The sequence below is a fragment of the Embleya sp. NPDC020886 genome (genome assembly GCF_044333915.1).
GTDB lineage: Bacteria > Actinomycetota > Actinomycetes > Streptomycetales > Streptomycetaceae > Embleya.
Genome location: NZ_JBIRRX010000008.1, coordinates 212,202 through 229,731, shown reverse-complemented (window position 1 = coordinate 229,731; position 17,530 = coordinate 212,202). Strand labels below are relative to the sequence as shown.

Below are 17,530 nucleotides of genomic sequence, written 5' to 3'. Positions count from 1 at the left end.
GCAGGACCGCTCGATTCGTCCGTGAAGACGTGCGACCCACGTGTTGCGGACCGCTTTGGACAACTAGTCAAACCCGATGGTGCGTGTCGGTGTTCCCGCCGGCCACGTCCTGAGGCCGATTCCGAGTACGCCAGAAGCGAACGCGGTATTTTCCGATCCCGTCGCGACCCGGCGACGGCACCGATCACACCTCCCCGAGTCCCCTCCATGGTCGGGTCATACCCAGGACGACACCCGCCGTATACCGGCAGGTCACGACCGCTGTGCGGGCATCCACACGGGCACTCGGGCAGGCCCGGTGCGACCGGCCCGCCCGACATGTCACTCATCGCGGTTGGCATATCACCTTTCGTAACCTCGCTGTCGTCCCGGAGTTGAACACGTTATGGCAGCCACGCTTGTTTTCGCGTCCCGTTCGGCGCCCGTCGTGCCGGGCCCGTTGGACGAGGCCCTCTGGTACGCGCGTGCCCTGGGCTGGCCGGCGGGTCCGGGATCGGCCGACGCGAAGGGCGGGCTCGCGGTGGCGACCACCGATCCGCAGGTGCTCTCGCGACACTGGGCGGCCGACCCGTCGGCGTCGGTCCGGCTGGCCGCCGGGGTGCGGTTCGACGTCCTGGACGTTCCCGGGGCGGCGGGCGTCCGGGCCCTGGACCGGGCCGAGCGGCTGGGCGTCCCGGTCGGGCCGGTGGCCGCGACCGGGACCGGCCGGATCCAGTTCTTCGTGGCCCCCGGGGTCGCGGACGATCTGCCCGCCCTGCTGGACTGGCTGGACTGGGCCGACCTGGACCTGGACCTGCGCGCGTACGGCGAGGGCGACACGGTGGCCGCGCCGTCGCCGTGGCCGGCCACGTGGCGGGCGCCGTGGCCCCGGTCGTGGGAGCACGCGCGCTGGTTGCGCCCGCCGGTCGACGCGGGCCGAGTGCGCCCCGTCGAGCACCTCGCCGCCCTCGGCGCCGTGCTGCACGTGGATGTGCGCTTTCCGGACGTCACCCGGCTGCTGAGCACGTTGGCGCACGCGTGCCAGCATGTGCGGCTGTTCCCCCGGCCGCGGGCCACCGAGCCGAGGCCGCTGACCCACCACCGCCCGGTACCGGCCTGAAGCACGGCCGGGCCGGCGCTCCGGGGCCGCCCCGGCCCCGGAAAAACGACATGAGCGGTGCCCTCCCCCGGTTCGTTCGGGGGAGGACACCGCTCGATGATGGCGTCGACGATCAGGCGTGGGCCTTCTCGTAGGCGTCGCGAATGTTGCCCGGCACGCGACCGCGCTCGCTCACGTCGTAGCCGTTCTCCTTGGCCCAGGCGCGGATCTTGGCGGTGTCGCCGGAGGCGGCACCACCCTTGACCACCTGGCGGACGCCGCGGCGCGCGGCGACCCGGCCACCGGTCTTGCGGCCGGCCTCGACGTAGGTCGTCAGGGCCGCGCGGAGCTGCTCTGCGTGCGTGGCGCTCAGGTCGATCTCGTAGGAGACACCGTCGAGCGCGAACGTCACCGTCTCATCGGCCTTGCCGCCGTCGAGGTCGTCAACGAGAAGAATCTGGACCTTCTGTGCCACCAGGATTCCCTTTCATCGGGAGGGTTCAACCAACTCAAGAAAAGGAAACCGCTTTCTGCGGGAAAATACAAACCCACCCGCGCGGAACCCGTCCGGCCGGCAATACGTTACCGGGTTTGTGGTTGCCACTTCACCGCACACCACACCGTCATCGGCAAGAAGCGTCAAGGGGTTCGCCGGCATGGGTCACGCGATCTCCACCACACTCGCGCGGTCTACGCGGATCGAGATCACTGCCAGAGATGGAGCAGCATCCGCGTGTTGCCAAGGGTGTTGGGTTTGACGCGTTCCAGATCCAAAAACTCGGCGACGCCCTCGTCGTACGAACGCATCAGTTCACTGTAGACATCGCGGTCGATCGGCGTCTCCTCGATCTCGACGAAGCCGTGCTTCACGAAGAAGTCGACCTCGAAGGTCAAGCAGAATATCCGCCGAACACCGAGCCAACGCGCGGTCTCCAGGAGTTTGCTGAGCAAGAGGTGGCCCACTCCGTGGCCGCGGCACACCGGATCCACCGCGAGAGTGCGCACCTCGGCGAGGTCTTCCCACATCACGTGCAGAGCCCCGCAGGCGACCACCTCGCTGTCGGTGTCCCGCTCCGCAACCCAAAACTCCTGCACATCCTCGTAGAGGGTGACCGTGGGTTTGTCCAGAAGGATACGCAGCCCCACGTACCCATCCACAAGGCGTCGAATGGCCCGCACATCGGACGTTCTGGCACGTCGGATCGTCACTTCCATGGGGTGACGCTATCGCGATCACGATAGTCGTCGCCGCTCCGCCCTGTTTACCACCGATCTGCCCCGCTGGTAGCGGAAACACCCCAACCGACGACGGCGGGCCGGACGGCGTTTCGCACCGTCCGGACCTCGCGTTCTTCATACATCCGGATACATCCGGCACCGGATACCCGAGGCCCGCGGCACGGCCGCGGAGTCATCGGGCGCAGTGATCGGATCGAGCGATCGGGTCGGATATGGCCGGATTCCCCCGGTCATTTCCGGGTCGCGGAATCGGCCACGCGCGTGCTCGCACAGGCCGCCTCGGCGTCGTCGCCGCACGCGTCGCGGATGACCGGCTCGGCACCCGGCGCGCTGATGAAACTCGATCGAGCGGTCATCTCGGTTCCGGCCGCACCTTGCGGGACCCGGAGTACGAGAATCAGGACGACCTCGGAGCCGGCCTTGATCGGGCCGGTCTTCCACAGCGCGGTGGCCGGGTCGAATTCACCCTGGGACGGCTTGGATTCCATCGGTTTCACGCCTGCCGGCAACGTGTTGCGCACGACCGCGGAGTTCGCCTCGCCCTTGCCCGAGTTTCGCACCGTCACCGTGTGGGTGACCGCGTCACCCGGCTCGGCCTGCGCGTGGTCGGCCGTGCGGCGCAATTCCAGCCTGGCCGTCGGGGCCGGGTCCACCTGCCGGCCGGGCGGCCCGGTCGAGGTGGGCGGCGTGGGCGGGAACGGCGGCCGGTTCGGCGGCTTCGCCGCGGCGGTGCCCACCCCGAAGTCGGCCGGGCCGGGCAGGTCCGGCAATGCGATACCCGGCGACGACGTGCCGAGCGCGCTCATCAGGTCCGCGAGCGCGCTCTGCAGCCGCCGCCCGAACTCCGCCCGCATTCGGTCGATTCGATGGCGCGGGTCGGCCGACACATCGGCGGGCGTGGGGTGCCGGACACCCGCGAGGACGACCACCCGCTCCACTCGTGCGTTGTGGTCCATCCGTACGACGTGGTGACGGGTTCCGGCTGCCGCTCGGGGCCGCGCCCGCCCGACCGACCGTGCCCGGGATCGCGGCCGGCGTTGCGCCCACCAGGACGCCGGCCATCGCGAGGACATGCCCCACTCGGGTTTTAACTCGCATCGTGTCGGCCCACTTTCCGTTCCGCCGTACCGAAGTCGCATTTCTTACGTAGATCATTAATACGATTACGCAGAGTTGCGCCGGGAGCGTTGCGGGCTGCGCCGAACGAATTGACAAGACCCCGTACGGCCCAGGCACCGGACCCCTCCGAACGGCCGATTCGACTCAGGGCAGCGCCACCCGCAACGCGTCGCGCAACGCCTGGATCTGTTCCGGCGTCATGCCCTCGACGAAGTGCACGAGAGCACCGGCGCGGCTGTCGCCGGCCGCCCAGTCGGCGCGCATCAACTCGGCGGTATAGGCGTCCCGGGAGTACACGGCCTCGTATCGATAGGCCCGGCCGTGCAGTCTGCGGCGCAACAGGCCCTTGCGAAAGAGTTTGTCGAGCACGGTCATCACCGTCGTATAGGCGGGCTCGCGCTCCGGCAGCAGCGCCTCCTGCACTTCACGCACCGAGGACGGGCGATTGAGCCGCCAGATGCGAAGCATCACCCGGGTCTCGAGTTCGCCGAGTCGCTTCATGGTCGGACCCTCCCGAAACCTTGTCGCACCGTGAGCTGCGTCACGCGTGGCGAGCGATCCCCTACGCAGCATCGTAGACGCGACTTCGTCCGGATTTGTCGCATCCGGCCCTTCCCCGCGCGAGCGGATGCGGGAACGCGGAACGCACTACTACGTGGCCGCGTAGTGTCCACTCCGTCACGACTTGGTCGATGTGCGGTGAATTGTTACCACTGATCGCGGCCCTGTCGTCGATTCACCGAGGTGTTCGTGCCGCACTCCCCCGAAGCTCCGTCCACGCCCACGTCCATGTCCACGCCCGCCGACCGCCCCGCGCGGCCGAAGGCGTTGCGTCCGCGCCGTCCGGTCATCGTGGTCGCCGGTCTCGCGCTGTTGGCCGTCGCGGTCACCACCGGGGTGCAGGTGTCGGGGACGGACCCCGGCGATGCGCGCGCGGCCGGCTCGACCGGCGCCGATCCGGAGAACGCGCAGTGGCTCGCCGATCGCGGCGCGGACGTCGCGGCACGCTCGCAGGAGCGTCCGTCGTTGGACGCCGCGCGGGAGGCCGAGCGACAGGCCGCCGCGGAGACGGCCGCGCGAGCGGAGGCGGAGCGCCAGGCGGAGGCCGAGCGGGTCGCGGAGGCGGAGCGCCAGGCGGAGGCCGAGCGGGCGGCGGAGGCCGAGCGTCAGGCCGAGGCCGACCGGGTCGCGGCCGAGCGGGCGGCCTCGGGATGGGTGGTGCCGACATCCGGCTACACGTTGACCGGTCGCTTCGGCAACAGCGGCTCGCGCTGGGCGCACACGCACACCGGCCTGGACTTCGCGGCCCGCTCCGGTACGCCGATCAAGGCCGCCGCCGCCGGGAAGATCTCCTCCGCGGGCAGCGCCGGCGCGTTCGGCAACCGGATCGTGATCACCCACCCCGACGGCACCCAGACCTGGTACTGCCACCAGTCCCGGTTCGCGAAGACCTCCGGTTCGGTGGCCGCCGGCGAGGTGATCGGCTACGTCGGTACCACCGGCAACTCCACCGGGCCGCACCTGCACTTCGAGGTGCACCCCAAGGGCGGCGCGGCCGTGGACCCGAAGACCTGGCTGTCCGGCAAGGGCGTCGCGGCCTGATCACCGCGCTCCGGGATCACCGGACCGCTCGACCACGCCCACGTCGGCCGATCCGTCAGCGGCCGACCGCGAGCGAGTCCAGCCAGTCCCACCAGCCGCCTTCGGCGATCAGCGCGGCGAGCTTGGCGTAGCCGGTCGAGTCGCAGTGCGCCCCGTCGCCGTAGGCGTCGATGCTCGCCCACCACTCGGGGTCCGCGCGCAGGGTGTGCTGGAGGGGCACGAAGGTGATGCCGCGCGCGGCGCACGTCTTCGCGTACGCGTCCTCCAGAGCGAGCGCGTCCTCGCCGCCGTTCGGCTCGCCGGGCACCGGTGGTGCGCCGACGACCAGGCAGGTCCAGCGGGCGCCGGTGGCGGTGTCCAGTATCGCGTCGAGGTTGGCGACGCTGTCCGCGTGCCCGACCCGACGGCGGCCGCGCTCGACCTTGACGTCGTTGACGCCGAACGCGAAGACCATGCCGGTGCCGTCGGCGTGCCGCATGCGCGGGACGGCCTCGCCGTACCAGCGCTCCGCGACGTCGGCCGAGGTCTCCAACCGCACGCCGAGGTTGTACGCGGTCAATTGCCGGCCCCGGCGACGGGACTCGGCCGCCAGGCGGCCGACCCATCCGCCGCCGGCGAGATCGCCGACGCCTTGGACGAACGAATCACCGGCGACGCAGATCCGGAGATCGGGGGCTGCTTCCATGCGGCCGACCCTATGCGTACGAACGGGTGACGCGCCCGGGAATGCGACAGGAGCCCCCTCGGGGACGACGATCCGTCACCGAAGGGGCTCCCGAGCGCGGGCCGACCCGTCAGTCGGTGGTCGGCTTCACCAGCGGGAACAGGATCGTCTCGCGGATGCCGCGACCGGTGAAGGCCATGATCATCCGGTCGATGCCCAGCCCCAGACCGCCGCTCGGCGGCATCGCGAACTCCAGCGCGCGCAGGAAGTCCTCGTCGATCCGCATGGCCTCGACATCGCCGCCCGCGGCGAGCAGCGACTGCTCGGTGAGCCGGCGACGCTGCTCGACCGGGTCGACCAGCTCGGAGTACGCGGTGCCCAACTCCATGCCGAAGCCGATCAGGTCCCACTTCTCCGCGACGCCCGGCGTGCTGCGGTGCTGGCGGGTCAGCGGGGACGTCTCGATCGGGAAGTCGCGGACGAAGGTCGGCTCGGCCAGGGTGTGCTCGACCAGCGCCTCGTAGATCTCCTGGACCAACTTGCCCTGGCCCCACGCCTTGTCGTACTCGATCTCCCGCGCGTCGGCGAGCTTGCGCACCGCCTCGATCGGCGTCTCGGGGGTGACCTCCTCGCCGAGCGCCTCGGAGACCGAACCGTAGACGGTGATCTCGCGCCACTCGCCGGAGATGTCCACCTCGCGGTCGCCGTAGCGGAAGGTGTGCGTGCCGAACACGGCCTGGGCGACGTGCTGGTACATCTCGCGGGTGAGCGTGGCCATCGTGTTGTAGTCGCCGTACGCCTCGTACGCCTCGAGCATGGTGAACTCGGGGTTGTGCGTCGAGTCCGCGCCCTCGTTGCGGAAGTTGCGGTTGATCTCGAAGACCTTCTCGGCGCCGCCGACGACCAGGCGCTTGAGGTAGAGCTCCGGCGCGATGCGCAGGTAGAGGTCCATGTCGTACGCGTTGATGTGGGTGACGAACGGGCGCGCGGTGGCGCCGCCGTGTACCGGCTGGAGCATCGGGGTCTCGACCTCCAGGAAGTCCCTGGCGTCGAACCACTCGCGGATCGAGCGCACGATCCGGCTGCGGGTACGCAACATCGCGCGCGACTCGTCGTTGACGATCAGGTCGACGTAGCGCTGGCGGACCCGGGCCTCGGGGTCGGTCAGGCCCTTGTGCTTGTCCGGCAGCGGACGCAGGCACTTGGACGTGATCGCCCACGAGTCGACCATGATCGACAGCTCGCCGCGGCGGGAGGTGATGACCTGGCCCTCGACGCCGACGTGGTCGCCCAGGTCGACGTCGCTCTTCCAGGCGGCCAGCGACTCGGCGCCGACGCCGTCGAGCGAGACCATCACCTGGATGTCGCCGTCGCCGTCGCGCAGGGTCGCGAAGCACAACTTGCCGCCGGTGCGATACAGCACCACCCGGCCGGTGATGCCGACGCGGCGCCCGGTCTCCACATCGGCTTCGAGACCGTCGAACTCCGCGCGCAGGGCCGCCACCGTCGTGCTGCGGGGGAATCCGACCGGGTACGGGTCGGTTCCCTCGGCTCGGAGCCGATCGAGCTTGTCGCGGCGAACCCGCATCTGCTCGGGAAGGTCGTCGATCTGCGGCTGCGCTGCGCTCTGCTCGGTCACGGGACAAGGCTACCCATGGCCAACCACCTCCCCGAACCGATATCCGTCCGGCCCCGGGCGCATCCGCCGCCCGAACGCCGCACGACGTGCCGGCGCGGCTCAGCCGGTGCCGGTCTGCAGGACTTCGGGGGCGGGCAACTGGCCCAGGACGCGGCCCTGGCGGCGGTGCGGAATGACCGGGGAAAGAGTCTCCCGGGCCGGGGCGGGGTCGTCGGGATCGGTGCCGGCGTCCGCCTCGGGTTCGGCCGACCGGGGTCGGATGTCCTCGGCTTCGGCGGGCTCCGGAGCGGGAGGCTCGCCCCTCGGGGATTCGTCGGCCGTGGTCTCCTCGGCCGCGGCTCGGTGTGGTGCCGCCTCGGATTCGGCGGACTCCCGGGCCGAGACCACACGTTCGGTGATCTCGCCCGCCGGCCCCTCGCTCTCGGCCGCCGCCGGTTCGGCCGCTTCGGGATCGAGGAGGTCGTGGCTCGGGGGCGCTGCGGTCTCGTGGACCGCGCTCTCGTGGTCGGGGGCAGCCGCTTCGTGGGGGTCGACCGGTCCGTGTGTGGCTTCCCGGGGCGCGGGGGCCGGCGCCGGTTCCGGGGTGGCCGCCGGCTCGGGGGCGGTCGGCCTCGCTGCGGGTGGTGTCGCGAAGGCGGGCCGGGGGCGGGTCGGGATGAGGATGTCCAGGGGGTCGGGGCGGGCGGACCGGGCGGTGGCGCGGCGGTGGGCTCGGGCGGTGAGGCGTTGTTCGAGGGCGGCCTCGGCGAGGTGGGTGCAGCGGTGCAACAGCGCTACGCGGCTTGCTCGTTCGTGTTCGCCGCAGGGCAGGTCGACGGTGCTGCGCAGGGCGGCCAGGTCCTCGGCGGACGGGATGTGCGCGACCTCGTCGACCGCGTTGCGCAGGCAGGACAGGAAGCCGGCCGCGCTGCCGGGCATCGCCGCCCGATAGCGCCGCAGTTCGGCCGTCATGAACACGCGCAGCCGGTCGCGCTCGTCCTGCGCCTCGGCGATCGCCCGGCCGAGCAACCAGAAGTCGACCGCGTCGCGACCGCCGCGCAACGCGGCGGTCAGCGCGCGACACAGCACCCGCACCTCGTGCGCGCTGAAGGCCATCCCCTGGTCACCATGTGGCGTCGGCATAGCACGCACTGTATGCGGCGAGATGGACAATCCGGTTTATTTCATGCGTGTTTTTTTCCGATTGGGATCGGGAGCCGGCCCCGCAGCCGGCCCGCTCAGACCGCCGCGTTGCGCTCGTAGACCATCCGCAGGCCGATCAGGGTCAGCCACGGCTCGTGCACGTCGATCACCGAAGCCTCGCCCAGCACCAGCGTCGCCAGTCCGCCGGTGGCCACCACGGTGACCGCGTCCGGGTCGTCCGGGGACAGTTCGGCCGCCATCCGCTTGACCACGCCGTCCACCTGCCCGGCGAAGCCGTACAGGATGCCCGCCTGCATCGCCTCGACCGTGCTCTTGCCGATCACGCTGCGCGGACGCATCAGCTCGATCTTGCGCAACTGCGCGCCGCGCGCACCCAGCGCGTCCACCGAGATCTCGATGCCGGGGGCGATCGCGCCGCCGACGTACTCGCCCTTGGTGCTGACCGCGTCGAAGGTGGTCGCGGTGCCGAAGTCGACCACCACGCACGGGCCGCCGTACAACTTGACCGCCGCGAGCGCGTTGATGATCCGGTCGGTGCCGACCTCCTTGGGGTTGTCCATCAGGACCGGCACACCGGTCTTGACCCCGGGTTCGACGACGACCGTGGGGATGTCGCCGTAATAGCGCCGCACCATGTCGCGCATTTCGTGCAGCACGGACGGCACGGTGGAGCAGATCGCGATGCCGTCGATGCCGTCGGCGCCGATCAGCGGGTGCTGGCCGAGCAATCCCGCGAGGACGACGGCGAGTTCGTCCGCGGTCCGCCGGGCCTCGGTCGAGATGCGCCAGTGCTCGACGATCTCGTCACCGTCGAACAGGCCGAGCACGGTATGCGAGTTACCGACGTCGATGGTGAGCAACATCGTGGGCGTCCTTGGTGTTCTGGCTCGGGCCGTGGGGGACGGAGCGCGGCTTCGGAAAGGGGGGCGGGACGGGGAGTGCTGATCCGGTGAACGGTACCGGTCGCTCAGGCGCGCAGGTCCACGCCGACGTCCAGGATCGGGGCGGAGTGGGTGAGCGCGCCGACCGCGATGTAGTCCACACCGGTCTCGGCGACCTCGCGGGCGGTCTCCAGGGTGAGGCCGCCGCTCGCCTCCAGTCGGGCCCGACCGGCGACCAGGGCCACCGCCTCCCGCATACGATCCGGCGTCATGTTGTCCAGCAGGATCAGGTCGGCGCCCGCGTCCAGCACCGGCGGGATCTGGTCGAGGTGGTCCACCTCGACCTCCACCGGCACGTTCGGGAAGGCCGCCCGCACGGCCTTGAACGCCTCGGCGACACCGCCCGCGGCGACCACGTGGTTGTCCTTGACCATCGCCGCGTCGGACAGCGACATCCGGTGATTGACCCCGCCGCCGCAGCGCACCGCGTACTTCTCCAGGGCACGCAGGCCCGGCGTGGTCTTGCGGGTGTCCCGGACCGAGGCACCGGTGCCCTCGATCGTGTCCGCCCACGCGCGGGTGGCGGTGGCCACGCCGGACAGCCGGCACAGCAGGTTCAGCGCGACCCGCTCGGCGGTCAGCAGCGCGCGGGTGCTCGCCTCGGCGGTGAACAACACCGTGCCGGGCGTCACCACGTCGCCGTCGCGCACGTGTCGGGTGAGCACCAGGTCGGCGCCGCAGACCAGTTCGAGCACGGCCTCGGCGACCGGCAGGCCCGCGACCACGCCCGCTCCGCGCGCGGTGAACTCGGCGTGACCGCGCGCGTCCTCGGGCACGGTGGCCACCGAGGTGACGTCCACTCCGCCGTCGAGGTCCTCCGCGACGGCGGCGGTCACCAGCGCGGCGACGGCGAGCGGGTCGAGCCCGGCCTCGGCCAGGCGGGACGTGAGATCGGCGGACAGCTTGACGGTGCTCACGCGGTCGACTCCTTGGGTTCGTGTGCCTGGTAGGCGACGTGCAGGGCACCCTCGCGCAGCGACGTGACGAGGTTGCCGCGCCACCGGGCGTCGTCGAGGTCCGGACGGTCCTCGCGCCAGTGACAGCCGCGCGTCTCCTCGCGGAGCAACGCGGCCCGGGTGAGCGCGCTCGCGACCAGGTGCAGGTTGGTGGTCTCCCACGTCTGCGTGCACGGATCGGTGCTGGTACGAGCGGCCAAGGCGGTCAACGCGCCCCGGGTGTCGGCCAGTCCGGCCGCGTCGCGCAGCACCCCTGCGCCCGAGGTCATCGCGCGTTGCAGGCGCAGCCGGACGTCCTCGGCGAGCAGCCCGGCCGGGCCCTCGGGGGCGACCGGCGCGGCGAACGGCGGCATGTCCCGGGCCAGATCGGCCGCGATCCGCTCGGCGAAGACCAGGCCCTCCAACAGCGAGTTGGAGGCGAGCCGGTTGGCACCGTGCACACCGGTGCAGGCCACCTCCCCACACGCGTACAACCCGGGCACGCTGGTCCGTCCGTGCAGGTCGGTACGCACGCCTCCACTCGCGTAGTGCGCGGCGGGCGCCACCGGGATCGGCTCGGTCACCGGGTCGATCCCGTGCGCGCGGCAGGCGGCCAGGATGGTCGGGAAGCGGTGCTTCCACATGTCCGCGCCGAAATGCCGACCGTCCAGGTACATGTGTTCGGCGCCGGTTTCCGCCATTCGGCGCATGATGCCCTTGGCCACGATGTCGCGCGGGGCCAACTCGCCGAGCGGATGACGGTCCGTCATGAACCGGATGCCGGCCGCGTCCACGAGATGGGCGCCCTCGCCGCGGACCGCCTCGGAGACCAGCGGCTGCTGGCCCTCCGCGCCCGCGCCGAGCCACAACACGGTCGGGTGGAACTGCACGAACTCCAGGTCGGTGACCTCGGCCCCGCCACGCAGTGCGAGCGCGACCCCGTCGCCGGTGGACACCGACGGGTTCGTGGTGGACGAGAAGACCTGGCCCATGCCGCCGGTGGCGAGCACGACGGCGCGCCCCAGGGCGGCACCGACCCCGTCCCGGGCGCCCTCGCCCATCACGTGCAGGGTGACCCCGCAGGCACGCCCGGAGGCGTCCTTGAGCAGGTCGAGCACGAGCGCGTTCTCGATCACCTCGATGTCCGGCGTGGCCCGTACCGCGGCCACCAGCGCCCGCGATATCTCGGCGCCCGTCGCGTCGCCGCCCGCGTGCGCGATCCGGTTGCGCAGGTGGCCGCCCTCGCGGGTGAGCAGCACGTCGCCGTCCGGCCCCCGGTCGAACTCGGCGCCGGTGTCGATCAGCCGGCGCACCGCGTCCGGGCCCTCGGTGACCAGCACCCGGACCGCGTCCTCGGCGCACAGTCCGGCCCCGGCCACGAGCGTGTCGCGCAGGTGCTGTTCGGGGGTGTCGCCCTCGCCGAGCGCGGCGGCTATCCCGCCCTGCGCCCAGCGCGTGGAGCCCTCGTCGAGCTGGGCCTTGGTCACCAACAGGACCCGGCCGGCCCGGCGCGCACGCAACGCGACGGTCAGGCCGGCCACCCCGGAGCCGACCACGATGACATCCGCGCGCACGTTCCACCCGGGATCGGGGGCGGCCAGGCGCGCGGGCAGTGCGGGCGTGTTCATTGCGCGGCCCGGTCGCCGACCACGCGGTCGCCGCGCAGCGTCTCGCCGCCGGGCAGCGCCTCGGCCGGGTCGTGGCCGGTGCCGGTGATCGTGTTGGTCGCGTCCACGAACACCACGCGCGGCTTCATCGCTCGCGCCTCGGCGTCGGTGACCTGGGCGTAGGCGATGATGATCACCAGGTCGCCGGTGTGCACCAGGCGGGCCGCGGCACCGTTGATGCCGATCACGCCGGTGCCGCGCGGGCCCGCGATCGTGTAGGTCTCCAGGCGGGCGCCGTTGTCGATGTCGACCACGTGCACCAGTTCGCCGGGCAGGATGTCGGCGGCTTCGAGCAGATCCTCGTCGATGGTGATCGAGCCGACGTAGTGGAGGTCCGCCTGCGTGATCGTCGCGCGGTGGATCTTGGACTTGAACATCGTGCGCATCATGACCGGGGGACTCCCGTGATCTTCAGTCGGGCGTTGTCGATGAGCCGGGTGGCGCCCACGCGGGCCGCGATCGCCAGGATCGCCGGGCCGGCGTGGTCGGCGGCCACCGGGGTGAAGTCGTCGATGTCGACCAACTCCACATAGTCGGGTTTCAGCACGGCGCGCAGCACGTCCTCGGCGGCGGCGCGCACGGCGCCCGCACCGTCGTCGGCGCGCCGGGCGCCCGCGTCCAGCGCCCGGCTGAGCGAGAGCGCGATCTCCCGTTCGGCCTCGGACAGGTAGCGGTTGCGGCTGGACCGGGCCAGCCCGTCGGGTTCGCGGACGGTGGGCACGCCCACGATCTCGACGGGGAAGTTCAGGTCGCGCACCATGCGCCGGATCAGCGCGAGTTGCTGGGCGTCCTTCTCGCCGAAGAAGGCGACCTTCGGCACGGTCAGGTGCAGGAGTTTGGCGACCACGGTGAGCATGCCGTCGAAGTGGCCGGGCCGGGAGGCCCCTTCGAGCACCGCGCCGGTGGGTCCGGCGGTGATCCGCACCCGCGGTTCGCCGCCCGGGTACACCTCGTCCACCGAGGGCGCGAACACCACGTCGGCGCCCGCCTCCCCGCTCAGTTCCAGGTCGGCGTCCAGGGTGCGCGGGTAGCGGTCCAGGTCCTCGCCCGCGCCGAACTGGAGCGGGTTGACGAACACGGTGACCACGACGTGGCCGGTCGGGCCGACGAACGCGCGCGCCGCCCGGATCAGCGCCGCGTGGCCCTGGTGCAGCGCGCCCATCGTCATCACCACGGCGCGCGGGCCGCCGGGCCGGTCCGCACCGGCCAGGTCGGACGCGGTCCGGGCCAGGCGTACGGCGGTCACGGTCGGCCTCCCTCGGCCAGCACGCCCAGCAGCGCCTCGGCCGACTCGGCCTTGAGCAGGCCGGCGTTCAGCGCGCGGTCGGCGGTCAGTCGGGCCATCGCCACGTACGCGGCCAGCGCCTCGGGCGAGACCCGGCGCAGTTCGGCCACATGCGCGGCCACGGTGCCCGCGTCGCCGCGCGCCACCGGGCCGGTGAGCGCCTGGTCGCCGGCGCGCAGCGCGTTGTCCAGGGCGGCGCCGAGCAGCGGTCCGAGCATCCGGCCCGGGGCCCGGACGCCGGCCGCGCCGAGCAGTTCGAGCGATTGGGCGACCAGGGTGACCAGGTGGTTCGCGCCGTTGGCCAGGGCCACGTGGTAGAGCGCGCGGTCGCGCTCCTCGATCCACTCGGGTTCGCCGCCCATCTCCACCACGAGCGCCTCGGCGACCGGGCGCAGCGGCTCGGGCGAGGTGACCCCGAAGGAGCAGCCGGCCAGCCGTTCGAGGTCGATGGTGCTGCCGGTGAAGGTCATCACCGGGTGCAGCGCGAGCGGCAGCGCGCCGGCGCGGGTGGCCGGTTCCAGGATGTCCACGCCGTAGCGGCCGGACGCGTGCACCAGGAGTTGACCGGCCTTGATCGCGCCGGTCTCGGCCAGGCCGCGCACGAGCGCTTCGAGCGCGTCGTCGGGCACGGTGAGCAGGGTCAGGTCGGAGGCCGCGATCACCTCTTGCGGGGCGACCAGCGGGACACCCGGCAGGAGGTCCTCGGCACGGCGCCGGGAGGTCTCCGAGACGCCGGAGGCGGCCACCACCGAGTGCCCGGCGAGGGCGAGGGCGGCGGCCAGGGTCGGGCCGACGCGACCGGTGCCGACGACTCCCACGCGCAGCCGCGCGGGGCGGTCGGCGGGGTCGGGCGAGCGGCCGTGCGGATGCGGACGTGCGGTGATGTCGTTGTTCACGCGAGCGAGCCTTCCGTTCCAGTCCGCGGCGGGTACCGGACGAGTACTGGCCCGATCAGGGTACTCACGCGCCGGGCGGCCCGGTCCCCGGGTTGGTCGGCAGGTCGGTCGGCAGCGGGCTCGGCGGCGGCCATCGATACCGGGAGGAGCCGGCCTGATACGCGACACGTCGGGCGACCTTGTGCCGGATCAGCTCCGGTCCGCGCATCCCGATCGCGCCGAGCGCGGTCAGCACGAGCCCGGTCAACAACATCGTGCCGGTGACCACCCGGGCGACCCGGACGCTGCGCGGGCCGCCCTGGGTCTGCAGCGAGTAGGCGGAGGGGGCCGGGCGGCCCGGGTCGGCGGTCGATTCCACCGAGGCGCCGCTACTGCGGCCGGGTGACGGTGCGGGGGTGGGGCCGACCTCCAGGGCCCCGGCCGCCGCGGCGATCCCGAGCACGGCGACCGCGAGCGCACAGCGGCGACCGGCACGTATGACGAGTTGACGGCTTCCCATGGGGAGCCTCCCGGAGACCGGCGTCGATTGACCAGGTGCGAGGGTTCCGCCCTCTTCTTTCCCCGAGTCCGTCGCTTATGTGTCCCCTTTCGACCCCGTTCGCATGCCTCTCGTCGTGTGAAGAACCCGCGCTCGGGCCCCGCCGGACGGGCTCCGGGCGGCCCGAGCGACGGTCACCGACACGCGAAAGGGCCTAGCCCAGCCGGACCGGCAATCGGGTGAGCGCGTTGTTGAGGTTCGAGCGCAGCCGCTCTGGCTCGCCGGTCGCCTCGATCGTGGGGTAGGTGGCGAGCAGTTCCTCGAAGAACACCCGGCCCTCCAGGCGGGCGACGTGCACGCCCAGGCAGAAGTGCTCGGCGAAGCCGAAGGACAGGTGCGGGTTGGGCCTGCGGGTGACGTCGAAGCGCTGCGGGTCGGTGAACACCTCCTCGTCGCGGTTCGCCGAGGTGTAGTACATGGCCACCTTGTCGCCCGCCTTGATCGGCACGCCGCGCAGTTCGGTGTCCCGGGTGGCGGTCCGGCGGAAGTAGTGCAGCGGGTTGGCCCAGCGCAGGATCTCCTCGACCGCGCCCGGGACCAGGTCGGGGTTCGCGCGCACCGCCGCGAGCTGCTCGGGGTGGGTCAGCAGCGCGTGCAGGCCGGCGGACAGCATGGTCTTGGTGGTGTCGTTGCCGGCCGTGACCAGTTGTACGAAGAACTGACCGAAGTCGAGGTCGGTCATCATCCGGCCGCCGAACTCGGACTCCAGGATCAGCGAGGTGATGTCCTCGCGCGGCTCCTCGGCCCGGCGCGCGGCGGCGAAGCCGATCGCGTAGCGGGCCATCTCGATCGCCGCCCGACCGCCCTCACCCGCCGTGTTGCGCTCGGCGAGCGCGTGGATGTGGTCCCAGTCGGCCGGCGGCAGGCCCATCAGCTCGCCGATCACCTGGGTCGGCAGGCTGGAGGTGACGTCGTGCACGAACTCGACGTCGCCGGTGCCCACCCGCGCGAAGATCTCCCGGCAGATGGTCCGGATCCGGTCCTCCATGCCGCCGACCACCTTCGCGGTGAAGGACTTCACCAGCGGCTTGCGATACGCGCGGTGGCGCGGCGGGTCCATCGACAACAGCGTGCCGCGCAGGGCTTCGAGCCGCTCGGGTTCGAGGTCCTCCAGGATGATCCCGCCCGCCTCGGCGGAGAAGATCGCCGGGTTCTGCGAGACGTATTCGACGTCGGCGTGCCGGAGCACGGCCCAGTAGCCCGGCTGTCCCGGGATGTCCTGCCAGTGCACCGGGTCGGTCCGGCGCAACTCGGCGAACAGCGCGTGCGGCGGGCCGTCGAGATACAGCTCGGGGCTGTACAGGTCGACTCCGGTCGAATCGGACGTGACGGTCATGGCATCTCCCTCGAAACCTCGGATCGCATCCCGGTCAGCCCACGAGCACGTTCGGCCGGCCGAAGCCCTGTGCCTCGCACAGGGCGTAGTAGGCGCGCAGCGTGCCCGCGCCGTCGGTCACCGAGGTGATGTTGCCCTCGGCGTCCAGGTTGAGGTTGGCGCCGTACATCTGGAACCAGACCCGGGTGTCGGGCTCGACGCAGGTGAGGGTGTGCACGGAGCCGGCGGGCTCATAGAGGAACGAGCCGGCCCGGTTGACGTAGTCGTACTCGGCGTATTTCCACGCGCCGGCCACGGTGTAGCCGTAGACGGGGCCGGTGTGCCGGTGCGTCTCGACGGCGAAGCCCGGCTGGAAGACGTTCTCCACGATCCACAGGCCCTCCTCTTCCTTGACGCACAGCACCTTGAGCTTGTTGCCGCCGCCGATCTCGACGAACGGCAGGTCCTCGGCCCCGATGTGCACGGCGGGGCGTCCGGTTTCGGTGGTGGTCATGCGGGTTCCTCCCGGAGGCGAACGGTGCTCTGTAACGGTGTAACAGCATGCCTCAAGGACCGGTGGGTTTCGAGAGCCGCGTGGGATGGGCAACACCATCGACCGCACATGAGTGCACCGGGGGGACGGAGATGGGGAGCGGGAGATGGGACAGCTCGACGGGAAGGTGGCCGTGGTCACCGGCGGCGCCAACGGGATCGGCCGCGCGTGTTGTGAGCGCTTCGCCGAGGAGGGCGCCGACATCGTGATCGCCGACCTGCTGGACGAGGCCGCGATCGGCACCGTCGAGGCGGTCGAGAAGCGTGGCCGGCGGGCCACCTACATGCACACCGACGCGAGCAGCCCGACCGACGTGGGGACGGTGATGCAGCACGCGATCGACACGTTCGGATCGATCGACGTGCTGGTCACCGCGGCGGGCATCAGCACGGCCGACTATGTCAGCGGCCGACCGAGCAACGCGGTCGCGACCGAGCGGGACCCGATCAAGCGATTCGTGGACAGCCCGCTCGCCGAGTGGCAGCGGGTGCTCGACGTGAACCTGACCGGCACGCTGCTCGCGGTCCAGGCAGCCGCGCGCTGGATGGTGGCCCAGGGGCGACGCGGTTCGATCATCACCATCGCCTCGATCGCCGCCAAGCACCCCGAGGCGGGTTCGGCGGCCTACTCCGTGTCCAAGGCCGGTGTGTGGATGTTGACCAAGCAGGCCGCGCTCGTGCTCGGCCCGGCCGGGATCCGGGTCAACGCGATCGGTCCCGGCTTCATCGAGACCAACATGACCGCGGTGCTGCGCGGGATGCCCGAGCTCGAACAGCGCCTGCTCGGCAGCGTGCCGCTGGGCCGGATGGGCAGCGCCCGCGAGGTGGCCAACGCGGCGCTGTTCCTGGCGAGCGACCAGTCGTCCTACTTCACCGGCGAGATGTTGCACCCGGACGGCGGTTTCTATACCGACTGA

General features: G+C 71.6%; 19 protein-coding genes. 3 read left to right on the top strand and 16 right to left on the bottom strand.

The window, feature by feature from the left end:
- Positions 1-385 precede the first annotated feature (385 nt).
- Complete coding sequence (locus ACH4U8_RS27225) at positions 386-1,099, top strand: SCO3374 family protein (RefSeq protein ID WP_360313088.1); 714 nt, start codon at positions 386-388, stop codon at positions 1,097-1,099.
- A 112-nt stretch (positions 1,100-1,211) separates the two neighbouring features.
- On the opposite strand, the gene ACH4U8_RS27220 is transcribed toward ACH4U8_RS27225, so the two are convergent.
- From ACH4U8_RS27220 to ACH4U8_RS27205, 4 genes are all read right to left on the bottom strand, one after another.
- The gene (locus tag ACH4U8_RS27220; RefSeq protein ID WP_355542767.1) at positions 1,212-1,553 is read right to left on the bottom strand and encodes an Lsr2 family protein; all 342 of its coding nucleotides are present in this window, start codon (positions 1,551-1,553) and stop codon (positions 1,212-1,214) included.
- Between the two features lie 230 nt (positions 1,554-1,783).
- Positions 1,784-2,293, bottom strand: a complete 510-nt coding sequence (locus ACH4U8_RS27215; RefSeq protein WP_360313086.1) for an amino-acid N-acetyltransferase — start codon at positions 2,291-2,293, stop codon at positions 1,784-1,786.
- 254 nt (positions 2,294-2,547) lie between these two features.
- Entirely contained in the window at positions 2,548-3,273 is a 726-nt protein-coding gene (locus ACH4U8_RS27210) for a DUF11 domain-containing protein (RefSeq protein WP_395780805.1), read from the bottom strand.
- Positions 3,274-3,580: 307 nt separating this feature from the next.
- Positions 3,581-3,937 (bottom strand): BlaI/MecI/CopY family transcriptional regulator, encoded by a 357-nt coding sequence (locus tag ACH4U8_RS27205; RefSeq protein WP_360313082.1) that lies wholly within the window; start codon positions 3,935-3,937, stop codon positions 3,581-3,583.
- Between the two features lie 288 nt (positions 3,938-4,225).
- Here ACH4U8_RS27205 and ACH4U8_RS27200 point away from each other — a divergent pair, with 288 nt between their 5' ends.
- Positions 4,226-5,038, top strand: coding sequence for a M23 family metallopeptidase (locus ACH4U8_RS27200; protein WP_395780803.1), 813 nt, complete (start codon positions 4,226-4,228; stop codon positions 5,036-5,038).
- Positions 5,039-5,093: 55 nt separating this feature from the next.
- Here the strand turns inward: ACH4U8_RS27200 and ACH4U8_RS27195 are convergent, their stop codons facing one another.
- The 12 genes from ACH4U8_RS27195 to ACH4U8_RS27140 all read right to left on the bottom strand — a co-directional run bounded on the left by ACH4U8_RS27195 (position 5,094) and on the right by ACH4U8_RS27140 (position 16,575).
- A complete protein-coding gene (locus ACH4U8_RS27195; RefSeq protein WP_360313078.1) occupies positions 5,094-5,723 on the bottom strand; it encodes a GDSL-type esterase/lipase family protein in 630 nt (209 codons plus the stop codon).
- 109 nt (positions 5,724-5,832) lie between these two features.
- On the bottom strand, positions 5,833-7,341 hold the full coding sequence (gene lysX / locus ACH4U8_RS27190) for a bifunctional lysylphosphatidylglycerol synthetase/lysine--tRNA ligase LysX (RefSeq protein ID WP_395780801.1): 1,509 nt from the start codon (positions 7,339-7,341) through the stop codon (positions 5,833-5,835).
- 99 nt (positions 7,342-7,440) lie between these two features.
- Positions 7,441-8,463 (bottom strand): hypothetical protein, encoded by a 1,023-nt coding sequence (locus ACH4U8_RS27185; RefSeq protein ID WP_395780799.1) that lies wholly within the window; start codon positions 8,461-8,463, stop codon positions 7,441-7,443.
- 95 nt (positions 8,464-8,558) lie between these two features.
- Positions 8,559-9,347 (bottom strand): type III pantothenate kinase, encoded by a 789-nt coding sequence (locus ACH4U8_RS27180; protein ID WP_020549599.1) that lies wholly within the window; start codon positions 9,345-9,347, stop codon positions 8,559-8,561.
- A 104-nt stretch (positions 9,348-9,451) separates the two neighbouring features.
- Positions 9,452-10,342 carry a carboxylating nicotinate-nucleotide diphosphorylase gene (gene nadC, locus ACH4U8_RS27175; RefSeq protein WP_395780797.1) on the bottom strand — a complete coding sequence of 297 codons (891 nt, stop codon included), beginning with the start codon at positions 10,340-10,342 and terminating at the stop codon, positions 9,452-9,454.
- Positions 10,339-11,988: an L-aspartate oxidase gene (locus tag ACH4U8_RS27170; RefSeq protein WP_379988785.1), complete on the bottom strand. Its 1,650-nt coding sequence runs from the start codon at positions 11,986-11,988 to the stop codon at positions 10,339-10,341. The genes nadC and ACH4U8_RS27170 overlap by 4 nt, the downstream gene beginning before the upstream one ends.
- Positions 11,985-12,416 carry an aspartate 1-decarboxylase gene (gene panD / locus ACH4U8_RS27165; RefSeq protein WP_360313066.1) on the bottom strand — a complete coding sequence of 144 codons (432 nt, stop codon included), beginning with the start codon at positions 12,414-12,416 and terminating at the stop codon, positions 11,985-11,987. The genes ACH4U8_RS27170 and panD overlap by 4 nt, the downstream gene beginning before the upstream one ends.
- Entirely contained in the window at positions 12,413-13,273 is an 861-nt protein-coding gene (gene panC / locus ACH4U8_RS27160) for a pantoate--beta-alanine ligase (protein ID WP_360313064.1), read from the bottom strand. The genes panD and panC overlap by 4 nt, the downstream gene beginning before the upstream one ends.
- The gene (locus tag ACH4U8_RS27155) at positions 13,270-14,208 is read right to left on the bottom strand and encodes a DUF2520 domain-containing protein (RefSeq protein WP_360313062.1); all 939 of its coding nucleotides are present in this window, start codon (positions 14,206-14,208) and stop codon (positions 13,270-13,272) included. The genes panC and ACH4U8_RS27155 overlap by 4 nt, the downstream gene beginning before the upstream one ends.
- A gap of 64 nt (positions 14,209-14,272) precedes the next feature.
- Entirely contained in the window at positions 14,273-14,707 is a 435-nt protein-coding gene (locus tag ACH4U8_RS27150; RefSeq protein ID WP_395780795.1) for a hypothetical protein, read from the bottom strand.
- 193 nt (positions 14,708-14,900) lie between these two features.
- A complete protein-coding gene (locus ACH4U8_RS27145) occupies positions 14,901-16,082 on the bottom strand; it encodes a cytochrome P450 (protein WP_395780793.1) in 1,182 nt (393 codons plus the stop codon).
- Positions 16,083-16,116: 34 nt separating this feature from the next.
- Positions 16,117-16,575 carry a 2,4'-dihydroxyacetophenone dioxygenase family protein gene (locus tag ACH4U8_RS27140; RefSeq protein WP_360313056.1) on the bottom strand — a complete coding sequence of 153 codons (459 nt, stop codon included), beginning with the start codon at positions 16,573-16,575 and terminating at the stop codon, positions 16,117-16,119.
- Positions 16,576-16,720: 145 nt separating this feature from the next.
- On the opposite strand from ACH4U8_RS27140, the gene ACH4U8_RS27135 reads away from it, so the two are divergent.
- Positions 16,721-17,530 carry an SDR family NAD(P)-dependent oxidoreductase gene (locus ACH4U8_RS27135; RefSeq protein WP_360313054.1) on the top strand — a complete coding sequence of 270 codons (810 nt, stop codon included), beginning with the start codon at positions 16,721-16,723 and terminating at the stop codon, positions 17,528-17,530.

Excerpts from the sequence above, each read along its gene's own strand:
- ACH4U8_RS27225 (WP_360313088.1), top strand. The coding sequence starts at position 386 with ATGGCAGCCACGCTTGTTTTCGCGTCCCGTTCGGCGCCCGTCGTGCCG.
- ACH4U8_RS27215 (WP_360313086.1), bottom strand. The coding sequence starts at position 2,293 with ATGGAAGTGACGATCCGACGTGCCAGAACGTCCGATGTGCGGGCCATT.
- ACH4U8_RS27210 (WP_395780805.1), bottom strand. The coding sequence starts at position 3,273 with ATGGACCACAACGCACGAGTGGAGCGGGTGGTCGTCCTCGCGGGTGTC.
- ACH4U8_RS27205 (WP_360313082.1), bottom strand. The coding sequence starts at position 3,937 with ATGAAGCGACTCGGCGAACTCGAGACCCGGGTGATGCTTCGCATCTGG.
- ACH4U8_RS27200 (WP_395780803.1), top strand. The coding sequence starts at position 4,226 with ATGTCCACGCCCGCCGACCGCCCCGCGCGGCCGAAGGCGTTGCGTCCG.
- ACH4U8_RS27195 (WP_360313078.1), bottom strand. The coding sequence starts at position 5,723 with ATGGAAGCAGCCCCCGATCTCCGGATCTGCGTCGCCGGTGATTCGTTC.
- ACH4U8_RS27185 (WP_395780799.1), bottom strand. The coding sequence starts at position 8,463 with ATGCCGACGCCACATGGTGACCAGGGGATGGCCTTCAGCGCGCACGAG.
- ACH4U8_RS27180 (WP_020549599.1), bottom strand. The coding sequence starts at position 9,347 with ATGTTGCTCACCATCGACGTCGGTAACTCGCATACCGTGCTCGGCCTG.
- ACH4U8_RS27170 (WP_379988785.1), bottom strand. The coding sequence starts at position 11,988 with ATGAACACGCCCGCACTGCCCGCGCGCCTGGCCGCCCCCGATCCCGGG.
- panD (WP_360313066.1), bottom strand. The coding sequence starts at position 12,416 with ATGATGCGCACGATGTTCAAGTCCAAGATCCACCGCGCGACGATCACG.
- ACH4U8_RS27150 (WP_395780795.1), bottom strand. The coding sequence starts at position 14,707 with ATGGGAAGCCGTCAACTCGTCATACGTGCCGGTCGCCGCTGTGCGCTC.
- ACH4U8_RS27145 (WP_395780793.1), bottom strand. The coding sequence starts at position 16,082 with ATGACCGTCACGTCCGATTCGACCGGAGTCGACCTGTACAGCCCCGAG.
- ACH4U8_RS27140 (WP_360313056.1), bottom strand. The coding sequence starts at position 16,575 with ATGACCACCACCGAAACCGGACGCCCCGCCGTGCACATCGGGGCCGAG.
- ACH4U8_RS27135 (WP_360313054.1), top strand. The coding sequence starts at position 16,721 with ATGGGACAGCTCGACGGGAAGGTGGCCGTGGTCACCGGCGGCGCCAAC.